A 15,764-nucleotide genomic window follows, 5' to 3' on the forward strand; every position below is an offset into this window, starting at 1 on the left:
CCAGATACAGAGAAATGTCCATTCCTATGGCTCCTTCTTCTGAGATATTTATTGATGATATATTGAAAAAATCCTTGATATTCAAGGAAAAAAGACTTGACTTAATAGGGAGGAATACAAAATGTTATTTTTAGAATATCCACCATGCACGACATGTAAAAAAGCAAGAAAATGGCTGGAAGAGCATGGAGTTTTTTTTGAGGCACGCAATATTAAAACAGAAAATCCGACGGCAGAGGAGCTGAAGGAATGGCATCAGAAAAGCGGTCTGCCCCTGAAAAAGTTTTTCAATACCAGCGGCCAGCTGTACAAGGAAATGGGGCTGAAGGACAAGCTTCCGGACATGTCTGAGGAAGAGCAGTATCAGCTTCTGGCTTCTGACGGAATGCTGGTAAAACGTCCGCTGCTGATTGAAGAGAATCAGGTTCTGGTCGGATTTAAAGAAGCAGAATGGGCAGAGAAAGTGTTGTAAGACTTATACGCCTTCAACAGTATTGATGATAAATAAAAAGCTCTTTTTTCTGGAAAAATGGGCAATATTCATGCAAAACTAAAATAATGACACATAGATATAGAAAAAATGACTATTTTTCGCACACAAAAGATGGTAATTTATAGATATGTTGATACGGAACTATTTATTTTAAGAAAGGAGTATTTACAAAATGAAAAGAAAAGTAGTCAGTATTTTATTAACAGGAGCTATGCTGGTTTCCATGCCGGCAGCACAGGTATTTGCGGAAGAAGCTGAAGGCGGTGAGCAGACAGTTGTGAAATTCCAGACATGGAATCCGGGCGAAGGTGAGGTTACCGAGCAGTTGATTGCAATGTTTGAAGAAGAACATCCGGATATCAAAATTGATTATACCTATATGCCTTATACGGATCATGTGGAGAAATTAAAAGTGGATATTTCCGCAGGAGATGCAGCAGATGTATTTGGCGTTCAGACAGGTGCTATGTATAATGAATTCCGTGATTTTGAGGAAGATCTGACACCGTATATGACAGAAGCGTATGGTGAGGATTGGGAATCAAACTTTAATGAATACGCAATGTCTCTTCTGAAAGCCGGTGATGATAAATATTATGGACTGCCTCTTGGACTGAGTTATGCAGGTTATGTATGGGCAGATATGTCCTACTTCGAAAAATATGGTCTGGAGCTTCCGACCAATTATGAAGAGTTAAAGGCAGTATGCCAGGCTTTCCGTGACAATGGAGAATATCCACTGGTCATCGGTGCAAAGGATTCCTGGATTAACATTGATATGTGGATGAATATTGCCGGTGATATCAATGCAGAAAAACTGTATTCCGCACTTGAAGGCGAAACACCATTTACGGATGAAGACCTGGTGAAGTCTTTTGAAATCTGGCAGAATTGTTTTAAAGATGGTATTTTCCAGGATGGAGCTCTTGGTGTAGGTATGTATACAGATTCAACGGATATGTTCCAGAAAGAAGGATCTGTACCGATGATTACCAATGGTTCCTGGGCATTGGGAGCTTATCTTGATGTAGATGATCAGAGTCAGACAGTATATAACAGTGAAGGTGCTGATCATGAAATGTTCCTGCTTGACTGGAATGGTGATGGACAGATTGCTCATACACAGGAAGCAATCGATGTAGCACTCTCAATCAACAATCAGTCTGAAGTAAAAGAGGCAGCATGGACATTTGTAGACTGGATGATGGATAAAGGTGCTGATTTCCTGATTAATGGACATCTGCAGTATGTTCCTGCCCGCAATGACATGGAACTGAATGTAGAAGGCTTAAGTGAAGACGGAATGGCTAATCTGGAATACGCTGTAGAACAGGGCAAAGACAATGTTGGCGGATACAGAGAAATGGCATACGCAGAACTGAAAGAAGTTATTATTAATGAACTTGCAGAACTTGCACTGGATAGCATAACACCAGAAGATGCAGCAGCTATTATTGAAGAAGCATCTCAGGTTCAGGAAAGATAACGATATTGATGCAAAAGGCTGCCGGCAGCAGGCAGCCTTTTGTTTTCGGCAAAAGGTGTCATAGGACAGCTGCAGTTGTCTGCTGTGAAAGGAGGAGAAATAGATGCACCTTAATTACAGAAAAAAAGACAGTCTGACCAGCTTTATGTTTGTTGTTCCTCTTCTGGTTTTATTTCTGATATTCTTTGCTTATCCGATTGTATATAATTTTATTATCAGCTTTTATGACTGGAATGGAGTAAGTCCTGAAAAAGTTTTTGTCGGACTGGATAACTATAAAAAATTATTTTCAGATCCTATTATGCATAAATGCTTCAAAAATTTTTGCTGGATTGCAGTCGCAACAACGTTGATTCAGGCAGCTCTTGGAATTGTACTGGCATCGTTTTTTATCAGAAAAATCAGATTATCCGGATTTTACAGGATTTTGTTTTATCTTCCGGCAATCTGTACATCAACAATTATAGGTACTGTCTTTTCAAAAATATTTGAAACAAACAGAGGTTATTTGAATACCATCCTTCGCATGATTCATCTGGATGCGCTTTGCCAGCCCTGGCTGGCGTCTCCGAAAACGGTTCTGGGCTGCCTGATTTTTGTTAATATATGGCAGTGGACCGGATACAGTATGCTGATGTATTACACAAATATGCTGAATATTCCTCAGGATCTTTATGAGTCAGCAACAATTGATGGAGCAGGAAGCTTTAAACAGTTTATTTATATTACATTTCCACTTCTGAAAGGAACACACATTACATTGATTCTTTTGGGTGTTCTTGGTGCTTTGAAGTTTTTTGACCTGTCATATGTTCTGACAAAGGGCGGTCCTGCCCATGCAACAGAAAGTTTTTCAACGTACATTTATACGAAATCGTTTAATACTTTTAAGCAGGGAGAAGCCTCCACCATTGTAGTATATATGTTTATCATTGCAATGGTATTAACGGTTCTGCAGCTAAGGTATTATTACAAAAATGAAAAAGAGGAGATGAGCGGCCGATGAAAAATTCTTTGCCTTACAGGATTGTAACACAGATTGTATGCATCATTGTGCTGGTCATTGTAATGTTTCCATTATGCCTGATGCTGGAGAAATCTCTGGCTGTAAATGGATTTGGAAATTATCTGAAGGTATTTGAGTATTATAATCTGATTCCTAATATTACTACCAGTATCATTGTAGTTGGAGGAACGCTTCTGGTAGTTGGTATCGTGGTTTCTATGGCAGCATATGCGTTTTCGAAGCTTCATTTTCCGTGTAAAAGGGCGATTTATTATCTCCTTCTTACCGCAATGATGATTCCGGCTTCTGCAACCATTTTTCCACTTTATCAGATTGTCAGAGGGCTTCATCTGAATAATACAGGATGGTCTCTGGTTTTTCCGTATGCAACAGGAAGTGCATGCTTTAACCTGATGATTCTGACGAATTACTATAATGCTTTGCCGGATGAGCTGCTTGATGCGGCCAGAATTGATGGTGCCGGTAAATGGAAAACATTCTGCAAGATCATGCTCCCGATTGCAAAACCGGGGCTTGTGTTTGTTCTGATTCAGACATTCCTGTCATCCTGGAATGAACTGCAGATGGCTATGATCTTTATCAATGATACGGATAAACAGCCAATGTCTGTAGTCCCGCTGCGTTTCGCACAGACCACATTGAGTACTGGATTTACGATCAATAATCTGTTTGCGGCATGTATTATCTGTCTGTTTCCGATTGCCATATTCTACACGCTGGCTTCCAGACAGCTGATGGAAGGATTGACGGCAGGAGCAGTCAAAGGATAGGTTTTTATGAAAAGAAATGCTTCGTACAAAAGAACCAGTATTGTAAAAAGAATCAGTATAACGAATATTCTGATTTTCCTTCTGGTATCCATATTCAGTATTGCAGGTACATTGAAATTGAATATTCAGTATCATGTCAGCAGAGATGAGAAGATGATGGATGTTTACATTTCCAATACTCTGAGCTCTGTGGATAATAAACTGAAGGATATGGGGCGGGTGTCTCTGATTGCCTTTTCAGACAACCGGGTACAGGAAATTCTGAAGGGATTCGGATACACCTATCAAGAAGAGGTGGAGAATGAGGAATATCTGAAAAATCTCTATTTTTCTATGATTTCCATCAGGGATGATATTAAGGGGATTTATATGTTTAATAACGAAACCATGGTTTTTTATCGTGATTCCGCTTCCCCTTCTCTTGGACTGGAAAGAAATGTGGATGAGTTTTTTCAGGTAGTAAAAAGTAATGCTGATTTTGAAACAAACATTTCAGGATGTCATTTATATATGGATGGATTTCCGGAGGGTTTTCGATATTCGGATACATATAAAAATGATATTTTTCAGAGAAATAATATTTATCTGGTGAGACCGATACGAAGTTTTTCTCCTTATGAAATTATCGGATATATTGCTCTTCGGACACCAATCCGAAAGATGAAGGATATCTGTGATGAATATCTGGAAAAGGATATTTCCTATGTCATTGCAGATGAAAATAATCAGATTGTCTGTTGTTCTGATCAGGATTCCATAGGTGAGAATCTGGCAGATGAGGACTCAGAAATCTATGAGGAAATTACTGACAAAAAAGGAACATTTACCACAAAAATCGGTGGAAAAAAGTATTTGTGCGCTTATCAGAAGTCTGATTACAGTGGTATGCTTCTGATCACGATGAAGACGTATGCTTCGATCTATCTTGAAGTCAGAGAATTAGTAGTCTGGTGTCTGCTTCTGGCCGTTTTGTGTTCGCTGATTGTCTTGTTCAGTGTTCAGAAAATGACCAGGAAAAATCTGAAACGTCTTGTCGATTTTTCTGTGGAGGTTGAGAATTTTCAACCGGATGACCTGATCAATCATTATGAAATTCATCGCATGGATGAAGTAGGAATTTTGAAAAATTCGTTTAATAACATGATTGACAGAATCAATAAGCTGGTCATTTCGGAATATCGCGCACGCGACCAGCTGCAGAAAGCCGAGATTTCAGAACAGAAAATGGCGATGCTTTATCTGAAACAGCAGATAAATCCTCATTTTCTTTACAATACTCTGGATATGATACGGTTGAAAGCAGCTATCAATGGAGATGCAGAAGTTTCTGAAATGCTGATGAAACTGGTGAAATTTTATCGCCTGAGTACCCGTGTGCATTCATCCATGGTGACAGTAAAAGAAGAAGTGGAAATGCTGGATGCCTACATGAGTCTGATGTGTTACCGGTATTCGGAACTGAACTATCAGACAGAGATTTCGGAAGAGGTTCTGGGGCTGGAAATCCCGAATTTTACCCTGCAGCCGCTTCTTGAAAACAGTTTGATGCATGGTTTGAAGGATCGGCGATATTGCGGAACAATCACTTTGAAAATATTCAAAGAGCGGGCGGAAGAACAGGTGCTTTCCATCTGGATCATTGATGACGGAGTTGGAATTTCTCAGGAAAAACTTGACGAACTGAATGGTTACAGCAGGGAAAGTGCGGAGAGTATTTACCGGACCCAGTTTGAGGTACAGGGTGAGGCTGCACATCTGGGAGTCGTGAATGTGATCAGCAGACTGAAACTGTATTATCAGAGTAACTGCAGTATCTGTTATTCCAAAAATGAAGCAGGCGGTACAAGTGTCCATATTCAGATTAAGGTGGAAAGTGAGGAAAGATGAATTTATGCAGAGTTCTTCTGGTAGATGATGAAGCCATGATACTGGAAGGCTACCAGAAGGTATTTGACTGGAAGCAGTATCAGTGTGAAGTTGTTGGTACAGCCATGGATGGGGAGGAAGCCGTAAGAAAAGCGGAAGAATTGAAGCCGGATATTGTAATCATGGATATTAATCTTCCCAAATTGAATGGACTGGAAGCAATTAAGGAGATCCAGAATCAAACAGAGGATTCCAGGCCTGTCTATGTGGTGGTAGTGACCGGATATGATGATTTTTCCTATTGTCAGGAAGCACTGCGGCTGCGTGTATCGGATTTTATTCTGAAGCCTATTGACTTTGAAAGCTTTGTGCCGGTGCTTGAGAAGCTGGTGGAAAAGGTGATGAACAATCCCAGACGGCGACAGGTGATTTCCGGAACTCTGGAAAAGATTGTTGCATATATGGAGCTGCATCTGGAGGAAAAGAATGTTAGTCTGACTCTTTTGGCGGAACAGATGGAGATGAATCCGGCGTATATCAGTCAGCTGTTTAAGAAAGAACTGGGTATCGGTTATCATGCGTATCTGAATCAGATGCGGGTAGAGCGGGCGAAGAAGTACCTGACAGAAAGTGATGAATCCATTACTCTGGTGGCGGAAAAAGTTGGTTTCAGTGACTACCGGGTTTTTACAAAAGTATTTAAAAGTATTATGGGGGAAACACCTTCGCAGTTCAGAAAACGATGAGATTACAGGAAAGTAATCTTTGATGAAAAAATATTGTGAAAGCGAATTTATGGTGATAAAAGGATACTGTGGAAGTAAATTCTTCACAGTTCAAAAAATAAAATTCCAGATAAGGAAAACGGGAGGCAAAAACGATGATTTTAAAGTATGAAGAATTCAGAGACAAGATGACAGGATGCTGGGTCGGAAAGAATGTGGGAGGTGTTCTTGGCGCTCCGTTTGAATGTACACGTTCCATTCCGAATGTTGATTTTTACATTCAGGATCTTACTATGGGACCGCCTGCCAATGATGACCTGGATCTGCAGATCGTATGGCTGGCAGCTGTAGAGCGTTACGGAAGAAATGTAAACGCATCGATCCTAGGTGAATACTGGCTTTCCTATGTAATCCCCAACTGGGTGGAATATGGTACAGGAAAAGCAAATCTGAAAGCCGGACTGGTACCTCCGATGAGCGGGGAAGTGGATAATACTTACAAAGACAGCAATGGCTGCTGGATCCGTTCAGAAGTATGGGCATGCCTGGCACCTGGGCATCCGGAAATTGCAACCAGATATGCCTATGAAGATGCAATCGTAGACCATGCAGGCGAGGGCATGTACGGGGAAATTTTTACCGCTGCTCTTCAGAGTGCGGCATTTGTGGAAAGTGACAGAGAGAAGCTGGTGGAAATCGGTCTGTCCTATATTCCGGAAGACAGCATGATGGCAAAAGCAATCCGCAAGGCAGTAGAATGTTATCACAATCATGTGGACTTCCTGGAAGCAAGGAAACTGGTGCACAATGCAGCTCCCGGTACATTTGGTATTCAGGGAAAGAAACTCAGTGAAATTCCTGAAAAAGATAACGAGGGAATGGAAATCGGCGCACCGGGATTTGATGCACCGGAAAATGTGGCATTTACTGTTCTGGGACTTCTGTATGGAGAAGGTGATTTCGGAAAGAGTCTGATCTACGCAAATAACTGTGGAGAAGATACTGACTGTACCTGTGCAACTCTTGGTGCTCTGCTTGGTATTATTTACGGTGCATCCGGACTTCCTGAGAAATGGACAAGCCCGCTGAATGACAAAATTGTAACTATGTGTATTGACAAGACAAGCCATGGAATCTGGGTACCTGATACGGCAACCGAACTTGCGGAACGTATTCTTCGTGATGTACCGGGCTTCTTGGGACAGGATCTCTGCGATGTATTTGCACCTGGCGGTATGGAAATTCAGTGCCGTGAAGGAGATGAACTGTTCTGCAGCAAGACAACCGATTATCTCCCGAGAATCAATGGAAATGGCATTTCGGAGGAACTGCCGATCCGTGATCTGTGTGCACTGCCGTCTTATGTTGCAAGATATGAGTTCCCGGCCTTCAGTGTTATGATCGATTATGAGGATTCCGTATTCTTCAAACGCGGAGAAACAAGAAAATTCAAAGTAAAAGTGGTAAACTCCAACACCATGAGAGAACAGCAGTGGGTCAAAATCAAACTGTATCTTCCGGATGGCGTGGAAACCGTGGGCGCTTCAGTTGCAGAACTTCCGCTGAATAACCTGTATCTTGCCTGCGCAGAGAAAGAATTTGAACTTAATACAGAGGCATTTAAAGAGAGCCGACTGGAACTGATCGTGGATATTTCCCTGGCAGGAAGACATTCCAGCGGACCGGTAAAAGTGGTTCTGTTTGCCGGTGAATAATGGATTTTTTGAGAGGGAGATAGATAAATAAAGGGAATGAAGCTGCACGATTTGTGCAGCTTTGTTTCCTTTATGGACCGGGGCGTGTTTGAAAATAAAACACTTAGGGATAGAAATGAATATGAGAAAAGAAGTATGCATTGACAGTAATATAGAGGGAAATATGCAGAAAAAAGCATGTCTTGGTATCGATATCGGAGGGACCTCTGTTAAATTAGGACTGTTTGATTTAGAAGGTGCTTTGTTGGAAAAATGGAGTATTCCGACAAACAGAGAACGAAATGGAGCAGAGATTATTCAGGATATTGCAGCATCTGTGAACCGGAAATTATACGAACGAAAACTGAAACCGGAGCGGTTGACCGGCATTGGAGCAGGCGTGCCGGGACAGGTATCAGAGGATGGAATGGTCCTTCTGGCAGAGAATCTTGGATGGCAAAATGTACCGCTTGGAAGAGAACTGTCAGAACAAACCGGATTGCCTGTCCGGACAGAGAATGATGCGAATCTGGCGGCTTTTGGAGAAGCATGGAAGGGAAGTGCCAGGGATTGTCACAGTATGATGTTTGTCACTCTTGGGACGGGAATCGGTTGCGGAATTGTGGTGAAAAATCAGATTCTGACAGGTGTATATGGGACTGCAGGAGAGATTGGGCATATGCATGTGGAAGATCGTATGCCGGTTCCATGTGTCTGCGGGAAATATGGATGTCTGGAGCAATTGGCTTCTGCAACAGGGCTTCGCTGGATGGGAGAAAGAGCACTGGAGCAAACCATGGAACCCTCTCTTTTAAGAAATGAAAAAGTATCAGCCAAAACAGTTTTTGAAGCTGCCGGAAAAGAAGATCGGGTGGCTGTACAGATAGCAGAGCGGTTTGGAAAATATCTTGGAAAAGCGCTTGCAGATTGTACCTGTCTGCTGAATCCGGAGATGATCGTAATCGGCGGAGGCGTGACAAAAGGCGGTCAGATTGTGCTGGATTATATTGAAAAATATTACCGACAGTACGCATATGAACCATTTGGCGGTACAAAACTGCGACTGGCTTCTCTTGGAAATGATGCCGGTATTTATGGAGCGGCAAGGCTGATAATGATGGATAAAACTGATACATTTTAAATAAAATAACGGATACATTGGATTTGTATACGGACTTGAATCTTTTCCGGTGTATTAGTGATTTCACAGTTGTATTGGTGATTTTACAGTATAACAAATTGGAAAACCAGATAGAAAACCAGCTGAAAAATTAGATTGGAGAAAGGGATTTTGGAGTGTTATGAACAGGAAGAAAGAATGTGAAATTGGGGTATATTATTTTCCAAATTACCATGTGGATCCCAGAAATGAGAAATGGCATGGCAGAGAATGGACGGAATGGGAACTTGTGAAGAATGCAAAACCGCGGTTTGAGGGACATTATCAGCCTCGCGTACCTGCCTGGGGATATGAAGACGAATCCAGACCGGAGGTTATGGGAAAGAAAATCAGGGCAGCAGCAGATCATGGAATCGATGCGTTTATCTTTGACTGGTACTGGTATAACGATGGACCCTATCTGAACCGTGCTCTGGAACAGGGATTTTTGAAAGCAGAGAACAGCAAAGACTTGAAGTTTGCTCTTATGTGGGCAAATCATGACTGGACAGATATTCACCCGTGTACGAGACATCTGGATCCGCCTGTTCTCGCAGAGGGTGTGATTACTCCGGAAACTTTTGAAAAAATGACAGATTATATTATCGAAAATTATTTTACGCAGGAGAATTATTGGAGGATAGACGGAGATCTGTATATGTCCTTTTACATGCCGTCCAATCTGGTACAGGGATTTGGAAGTGTGGAGAAAACAAGGGAAGCGCTGGAACGCTTCAGAAAGAAGACAGCAGACAGAGGACTTGGCGGACTCCATCTGAATTCTGTTGTGTGGTGCAGACAGATTTTGCCCGGAGAGATTATGGTGGAGGACATTAACAGGTTCTTAAAAGACCTTGGTTTTGACAGTGTATCTTCTTATGTATGGGTACACCATTACCTTCCGGAAGACAGGCTGACAGTGCCTTACGATGAGATGATAAAGCACAGTGTGCCGTTGTTTTCTGAATATACAGAGACATACAATGTCCCGTATTTCCCCAATATTACAATGGGCTGGGATCCGTCTCCACGCACGATTATGACAGATCGATATGAGGTGCTGAACTATCCGTATACAGCGATTGTTACGGACAATACACCGGAAAAATTCAAGGCTGCGCTGGAAGAAATGAAGCGATTTACAGAGGAAAATCATACAAAAATGTTTACGATCAATGCCTGGAACGAATGGACAGAAGGAAGCTATCTCGAACCGGATGAAACGTATGGCATGGGTTATCTTGAAGCGATTCGAGATGTTTTTCTGGGGTAGAGCGTGTTCGAAAATTCATTCCCGCCATCTGTATGCCCCACTTTGCGGGAAATTTGCCTCGCATTCGGTCAACATAGCCCGCTATGCCTCCCTCATTTGAGTCAAATTTCCCACAAATTGTGACGCACATCTGTCGGAAAGTAATTTTCAAACAAGCTCTAGAGTGGAAAAAAGAATTATTTAGATAAATATGCAGTCTTACTGAAAGGCACAAGACGAGTTGGGAAATCAACTATTGCAGAGTGTTTTGCTAAAAACGAATATAAGTCATATATTTTAATAGATTTCTCGAAAACGACGAACAATATACGGGAATGTTTTGAAGACATAGGAAATATGAATCTTTTTTTCCTAAGGCAAGCATTAGCGCTAAGGTAAATATCGTGAAAAGTATTATTAAAACTGGATAATAAGTCAGTGAATTCCCGATTTATCATATAGAGATTAATCTATGGACAAATCGGGAATTTGAAATGAAGATGATATAAAACGATGATTTTGATATACTAAGAGTACATTACTTATTTTTTATCAAATACGCATATTTTCGCATCTGCGTTCGCAGCAGCTGTTCAACACGTCCGCAAATTTCTATAGGATAAAACCCGGCAAGCTGTTCTAATTCTTCCTGAATATTTTTGAAAGAAAAATGAAAATGCAGCTGGACTCCGTATAAGTTCTCTGCTTCTTCCAGTTGGTTATCAAAATCAGTGCTGAATGGTTTCGCCTCAATTTTATTTATGCAGTCCTCTACAGACAGATGGAGAGGATAATCCTGGGTTATGTCTGCAAACAGGCAAAGTCCCTGATCAAAAATTGGGCTTAAGGAATATTGCTTTGTTTCTTCATCATAAATAACAGCGATATTATTTGTATGACGATCTTCATTCAGAAAAAAAGCGTCAATCTCCAGCATTGCAGTGATATATGAACCAAAATTACTGATGTGTGTAAGCTTTTCTGTCTTTTTTACCAGGTATTCAATACGTTCCGCTGTTTCGGGAAATTCTGAAAGTTTGAGTGCAAGACTCTCTCCGGTATATTGGCGATGTAATTTTTCCAGAGGAATCAGCATCTGATTCTGGTTTAAAAAATCCTTGCTGGAACAGCCACGGATCAGATTTCCCTTATATTCAATCTGAACGGGTTGATATGTTACAAAAGGATAAGGCAGACTGCTTTTTTGCAGGAGACGGGAGATAAGAACTTCAGAAAAGCTTTCATATCCCATATAATCTGCTTTGTACCATGTGTCTTCCACTTTCCATTTGCGCTGATCACCTTTGGAAGTATGATCTGTTTTATGAAGTGGGGAACAGGTACCAAGATGAACTTTTTTCATGAGGCTTATTTCTTTTTGCAAGGGACCTGTTTCTCTTTGCATGAGTCCTATTCCTCCTTTTTCAGAATCATGATCCACTGGTGATCACCTGCCATTCGTCCCTGTGTTTTCTCAATAATTAACAAAGGATCATAAAAGGGAAGTCCCATTTCACGCAGGATTTCCTTCGCATGGTCGCGGGTTCTGGGAAAGCATCTGTCTTCCAGAAAATATTCAAAATCACTCCAGTCCGGATTGGTTACTACTCCGAAAGCACGCAGCGGAATCTCATCTGTATAGTTCTGAATGCTGATTTTTTCATGTTTGAAATCAATATCAATGGTTGTACAGAGATTATTGCGATTCATGAAATTCATACGCATTTTAACATCTGGGTCATCGCTGAAATGATGTGCCCGTTTGATCTGACTATAGATTGTCTGGCGGGATACATGAAATTGTTTCGCAATATTTGTAATCTTCATACCCTGCTGCTGCAGTGCAAGAATCTGCGCAATCTGCTGTTCGTTAAAGGAATTTTTTCTGCCGGTGGAATGTTTTGCACAGATGTAATGCTCTTCACAGAAGTGCTGCTCTGGATAAACCGATTCTTCTGCTGTGCAGTGGCTGCTCTGTGCATTTCTGGCAATTTCACGAAGTTTGTCGAGGTCAGTGGTTCCAAAAATTTCCATGATTTGATGTTCAAAATCTGTTTTCATATTATCACCTCTTATTTTTTGAGTATAGCATGCAGTAAAAAAAGTGTCAAGAAACTATTTATTGACACTTTTGGACATGGAATACAAAGTTCTTATTTTTAATACATCGTTTCGTAAATAACTATACAAATAACGAAGAATATTTCTTCGAGTGTGCATGGTAAAAAACGCAGGCGTAGCGGGCTACGCTGAGGCTTTTTATTATGCGCAATCGTAGATGCATTCTGCAATTTTAACAAAAAGAGGAAGCAAAAATATTACATAACTAAGATATATTTTATATACAGGCATCAGAAACGTATATGATATAATGAGGTATCTGAAAGTTCGTGAAGAAGTGAGATACGATTACTGTTCCACACATTGCCGATTACAGGTTGAAGCAATGGGATGATATCCATGAGGATATGGAAAGGAGAAAGCGTATATGAAGGAAAAAGCAGGAAAGGTTTTGGGGATTGTTTTGCCGAAAAAAACAATGTCAGGAAGAGGAATGTCAGCGAAAACAATGTCAGGAAAGACAGTGCCAGCGAGAGCAGTATCAGGAATAGAAATATCGGGGCGGGTAATGAACGGGAAAGTAACGCCGACGATGGTAATTGCGGGGCTGGCAGCGACTGGGATAATGATGACGGGGCTCTGTCAGGTGGGAGCAGAAACGGTTGATGTGCCGAAGCCGCAGATGTCCTACGAAGAATATCCGCGAATCGACGGATCTCTGGCATGTGTACCGCTCTGTGAAGCACTTGCAGTGGAAATGACAGGCTGTACAGATGCACAGGCAGAGGAAACGATGGCGGATTTTACCAATACGAATCCCTGCTATCTCCAGCTTGCGCAGGGAAAAACAGACATTCTTCTGGCTTATGAACCTGCAGACAGCACGAAAAAAGAACTGGAAAATTATGATCCGCTGGATATGGATCCTGTGGGAAAAGATGCACTGGTATTTATTGTAAATGAAGATAATCCGGTGGAAAATCTGACGCAGCAGCAGGCATACGATATTTATACCGGGAAAATCACCAATTGGAGTGAAGTTGGCGGTGAGGATATAGAAATCAAAGCTTTTCAGCGTCCGGAAACCAGCGGAAGCCAGACCATGATGCGCAAACTTCTGATCGGTGATGCACAGATGGCAGAGGCGGAAAAAGAAATGATCGCCTCCGGGATGGATGATATTATTGAAGCACTGAAAAAATATGATAATTCTGCCAATGCCCTTGGCTATTCTGTATATTATTATGCATCAGAAATGTTCCGTCAGCCGGGGGTGAAATTCCTTCAGATAGACGGTACAGAGCCAAATAATGAAACCATAAAATCCGGAGATTATCCACTGATCAATGAGTTTTATTGTGTAACAAACGAACAGTCCTCAGAGCGTGCTAAGGAGATAAAAACATGGCTTTTATCAGAAGAAGGACAGGATTTTGTGGAGGGATGCGGGTATGTTCCGGTTATGTAGAACTGATAAAAACAGACGATTTTTCAGAGTTACTGTCGCAGCCGTATGCCTTCTGACAGGCGGGATTTTTCTGACAGAAAATAAATGTCAGGGCGAGGAAATCGCCACGATTGATCCTATATCTTCCCGAACAATTGCCGGTACGGCAGCTCCGGACAGTAAAGATACTGCAGCAGATTTAACATCTGTGAATGATAAGGATACTGCAGCAGATTTCACGTCTGTGAATGACAAAAATACTGCAGTAGATGCAGAATATTCGGATGATACGAATGCTGCTGTTATTCCGCCTGTCTGTGGGGAGGATGAATATGTGCTGCTTTCTGTGGGAGATAATTACGCGGAACTATACGATGGGCAGGGAAATTATTTGTCGCGGTGCCGTGCCTGCATGGACAGTACTTATGAAATCTGTACAATAAAGAAAAAATATGTTCTGGACTATGCAGATGATACTGCGTGGAGTGTATACAGCATGCCGGAATTGCAGATCATTAAGGAATATCCTGTGGACGATTATCAGATTCAGATCAGTGGAGAGGTATTTCTGGTTACAGATCGTCATAGCGGGGCATTTGCATTGTATGATTGTCATGGTGATATTTTATATGAATCCGGGGATTGGACAGAAGGACAGGAATTCTATGATGAGGAGTCCGTTCCGGATAAATCTTTGCAGGAAGCAGGATATGAGGAGTCCGATTCGGATAAATATTCGGAGAAAGCAGAATATGAGGAGTCCATGCAGAAAAATATCGATGAGTTCTCGATGAATGAGTATTTTCTGGGAAGGATTCTGGTGTTGGATGACGGATATCTGATTGGCTCCATCAGAATGACGGATGATGGGTATTTTGCTGCCGGAAATCCGGTATGGGTCAGCAGAGACGGGAATCAGAGCAGAGTAATTACAGACGAGTATCTGACGGAAGAGTTTGCGGAATGGAATCTTCAGGAATTTGGAAATAATGTTTTTGTTTTTGACTGGAATGAAGATACCGGTGCGATTTATAATCTGGACGGAAATATGCTTCTGGGTGATATTGTATCGTATTTAAGTACATACGCGGATGATGAATTTTGTTCTGTATTTAATTCCGGCGAGAATTATCGGATATCTCTGGTGCTCAGAGAAATGGACGGAATGTGTCTGATTTATAATACCGATCTGGAAGAATGCGGAATCATGAATGTTCCTGAGGATGGATACTGGAGCAGCAGATATGCCGGAGGATTTGTAACAGGAGTATCTTACCGGCAGCTGGACGGAAAAGAATGTGAAGGCTTTGTAAAGTATCGAAATACCTGCTGGTACCCTTATGTCTCGGAGGAAAATGCAGGTGTGATCTATGCAGACGGGGAACAGATTTCCGTTCCTATGGAGCCGGGGGAAACTCTGAGTACCCTGAATGATGCCTATCTGATAAAAGGAAAGTATGTGGATGAAAACTATTCAGAACTTCTTATCAACCGCAAAACAGGAGAGACACTTCTGGAGTCAGAATGGAGAGAAAATGGAAATATTTATTTTACATTGGGGTCAGATTATTGTATCATAACAGAAGATAAGGAAAGTGATAACGGGTATGAAACAAAAATAAAAATCATGGATGAGGAAGGGAAGATCTGCTTTGAATCAGAGAATGTGAGGGCATCTGTCTGGAAAAACGGATATATTGTTCTGGACCGCGGAATCTACCATGGAATTGCTGACCGAAATGGAAACTGGATTATAAAAACTGTAAACGGATGGGAAGAATAGT

14 protein-coding genes and 3 pseudogenes are annotated in these 15,764 nt (G+C 41.4%); 14 read left to right on the forward strand and 3 right to left on the reverse strand.

Features of this window, described 5'->3' with window-relative positions:
• Positions 1–121 precede the first annotated feature (121 nt).
• The 10 genes and pseudogenes from ACTNEW_RS11200 to ACTNEW_RS11245 all read left to right on the forward strand — a co-directional run.
• Entirely contained in the window at positions 122–472 is a 351-nt protein-coding gene (locus ACTNEW_RS11200; RefSeq protein ID WP_441060884.1) for an arsenate reductase family protein, read from the forward strand.
• Positions 473–665: 193 nt separating this feature from the next.
• Positions 666–1,979, forward strand: coding sequence for an ABC transporter substrate-binding protein (locus tag ACTNEW_RS11205; protein ID WP_441060886.1), 1,314 nt, complete (start codon positions 666–668; stop codon positions 1,977–1,979).
• Positions 1,980–2,082: 103 nt separating this feature from the next.
• Positions 2,083–2,985: a carbohydrate ABC transporter permease gene (locus tag ACTNEW_RS11210; protein WP_441060889.1), complete on the forward strand. Its 903-nt coding sequence runs from the start codon at positions 2,083–2,085 to the stop codon at positions 2,983–2,985.
• Positions 2,982–3,776, forward strand: coding sequence for a carbohydrate ABC transporter permease (locus tag ACTNEW_RS11215; protein ID WP_441060892.1), 795 nt, complete (start codon positions 2,982–2,984; stop codon positions 3,774–3,776). The genes ACTNEW_RS11210 and ACTNEW_RS11215 overlap by 4 nt, the downstream gene beginning before the upstream one ends.
• 6 nt (positions 3,777–3,782) lie before the next feature.
• Entirely contained in the window at positions 3,783–5,663 is a 1,881-nt protein-coding gene (locus tag ACTNEW_RS11220) for a cache domain-containing sensor histidine kinase (RefSeq protein WP_441060894.1), read from the forward strand.
• Positions 5,660–6,388, forward strand: coding sequence for a response regulator transcription factor (locus ACTNEW_RS11225; protein ID WP_441060896.1), 729 nt, complete (start codon positions 5,660–5,662; stop codon positions 6,386–6,388). The genes ACTNEW_RS11220 and ACTNEW_RS11225 overlap by 4 nt, the downstream gene beginning before the upstream one ends.
• A gap of 19 nt (positions 6,389–6,407) precedes the next feature.
• Positions 6,408–6,539: a hypothetical protein gene (locus tag ACTNEW_RS11230; protein WP_441060899.1), complete on the forward strand. Its 132-nt coding sequence runs from the start codon at positions 6,408–6,410 to the stop codon at positions 6,537–6,539.
• Positions 6,523–8,082, forward strand: a complete 1,560-nt coding sequence (locus ACTNEW_RS11235; RefSeq protein ID WP_441060902.1) for an ADP-ribosylglycohydrolase family protein — start codon at positions 6,523–6,525, stop codon at positions 8,080–8,082. The genes ACTNEW_RS11230 and ACTNEW_RS11235 overlap by 17 nt, the downstream gene beginning before the upstream one ends.
• A 121-nt stretch (positions 8,083–8,203) precedes the next feature.
• Positions 8,204–9,202: an ROK family protein gene (locus ACTNEW_RS11240; protein WP_441060904.1), complete on the forward strand. Its 999-nt coding sequence runs from the start codon at positions 8,204–8,206 to the stop codon at positions 9,200–9,202.
• 160 nt (positions 9,203–9,362) lie between these two features.
• Positions 9,363–10,460, forward strand: a pseudogene (locus ACTNEW_RS11245) (glycosyltransferase WbsX family protein); the annotation flags it as partial.
• Here the strand turns inward: ACTNEW_RS11245 and ACTNEW_RS11250 are convergent.
• A pseudogene (locus ACTNEW_RS11250) lies at positions 10,393–10,584 on the reverse strand (DUF6783 domain-containing protein); the annotation flags it as partial. The pseudogenes ACTNEW_RS11245 and ACTNEW_RS11250 sit on opposite strands and share 68 nt — an antisense overlap.
• On the opposite strand from ACTNEW_RS11250, the pseudogene ACTNEW_RS11255 reads away from it, so the two are divergent.
• Positions 10,522–10,677 (forward strand): annotated as a pseudogene (locus tag ACTNEW_RS11255) (DUF6783 domain-containing protein). The pseudogenes ACTNEW_RS11250 and ACTNEW_RS11255 overlap by 63 nt on opposite strands.
• Before the next feature lie 50 nt (positions 10,678–10,727).
• Entirely contained in the window at positions 10,728–10,871 is a 144-nt protein-coding gene (locus tag ACTNEW_RS11260) for a hypothetical protein (protein WP_441061022.1), read from the forward strand.
• A 139-nt stretch (positions 10,872–11,010) separates the two neighbouring features.
• Here the strand turns inward: ACTNEW_RS11260 and ACTNEW_RS11265 are convergent, their stop codons facing one another.
• Both ACTNEW_RS11265 and ACTNEW_RS11270 read right to left on the reverse strand, forming a co-directional pair.
• Positions 11,011–11,877 carry a hypothetical protein gene (locus tag ACTNEW_RS11265; protein ID WP_441060907.1) on the reverse strand — a complete coding sequence of 289 codons (867 nt, stop codon included), beginning with the start codon at positions 11,875–11,877 and terminating at the stop codon, positions 11,011–11,013.
• A 5-nt stretch (positions 11,878–11,882) separates the two neighbouring features.
• Positions 11,883–12,533 carry a helix-turn-helix domain-containing protein gene (locus ACTNEW_RS11270; RefSeq protein WP_441060910.1) on the reverse strand — a complete coding sequence of 217 codons (651 nt, stop codon included), beginning with the start codon at positions 12,531–12,533 and terminating at the stop codon, positions 11,883–11,885.
• 427 nt (positions 12,534–12,960) lie between these two features.
• On the opposite strand from ACTNEW_RS11270, the gene ACTNEW_RS11275 reads away from it, so the two are divergent.
• Positions 12,961–14,001 carry a PstS family phosphate ABC transporter substrate-binding protein gene (locus ACTNEW_RS11275; RefSeq protein ID WP_441060913.1) on the forward strand — a complete coding sequence of 347 codons (1,041 nt, stop codon included), beginning with the start codon at positions 12,961–12,963 and terminating at the stop codon, positions 13,999–14,001.
• A complete protein-coding gene (locus tag ACTNEW_RS11280) occupies positions 13,985–15,763 on the forward strand; it encodes a hypothetical protein (protein ID WP_441060916.1) in 1,779 nt (592 codons plus the stop codon). Before ACTNEW_RS11275 ends, ACTNEW_RS11280 begins: the two co-directional genes overlap by 17 nt.
• Position 15,764: the final 1 nt, after the last annotated feature.

It is taken from the genome of Blautia sp. HCP3S3_G3 (assembly GCF_052063365.1).
GTDB lineage: Bacteria > Bacillota > Clostridia > Lachnospirales > Lachnospiraceae > Blautia_A.

Bases quoted from the DNA above. Each gene is read 5' to 3' on its own strand.
- ACTNEW_RS11235 (WP_441060902.1), top strand. From the start codon at position 6,523: ATGATTTTAAAGTATGAAGAATTCAGAGACAAGATGACAGGATGCTGG.
- ACTNEW_RS11240 (WP_441060904.1), top strand. From the start codon at position 8,204: ATGAGAAAAGAAGTATGCATTGACAGTAATATAGAGGGAAATATGCAG.
- ACTNEW_RS11205 (WP_441060886.1), top strand. From the start codon at position 666: ATGAAAAGAAAAGTAGTCAGTATTTTATTAACAGGAGCTATGCTGGTT.
- ACTNEW_RS11200 (WP_441060884.1), top strand. From the start codon at position 122: ATGTTATTTTTAGAATATCCACCATGCACGACATGTAAAAAAGCAAGA.
- ACTNEW_RS11265 (WP_441060907.1), bottom strand. From the start codon at position 11,877: ATGCAAAGAGAAACAGGTCCCTTGCAAAAAGAAATAAGCCTCATGAAA.
- ACTNEW_RS11225 (WP_441060896.1), top strand. From the start codon at position 5,660: ATGAATTTATGCAGAGTTCTTCTGGTAGATGATGAAGCCATGATACTG.
- ACTNEW_RS11210 (WP_441060889.1), top strand. From the start codon at position 2,083: ATGCACCTTAATTACAGAAAAAAAGACAGTCTGACCAGCTTTATGTTT.
- ACTNEW_RS11280 (WP_441060916.1), top strand. From the start codon at position 13,985: ATGTTCCGGTTATGTAGAACTGATAAAAACAGACGATTTTTCAGAGTT.
- ACTNEW_RS11275 (WP_441060913.1), top strand. From the start codon at position 12,961: ATGAAGGAAAAAGCAGGAAAGGTTTTGGGGATTGTTTTGCCGAAAAAA.
- ACTNEW_RS11215 (WP_441060892.1), top strand. From the start codon at position 2,982: ATGAAAAATTCTTTGCCTTACAGGATTGTAACACAGATTGTATGCATC.
- ACTNEW_RS11270 (WP_441060910.1), bottom strand. From the start codon at position 12,533: ATGAAAACAGATTTTGAACATCAAATCATGGAAATTTTTGGAACCACT.
- ACTNEW_RS11220 (WP_441060894.1), top strand. From the start codon at position 3,783: ATGAAAAGAAATGCTTCGTACAAAAGAACCAGTATTGTAAAAAGAATC.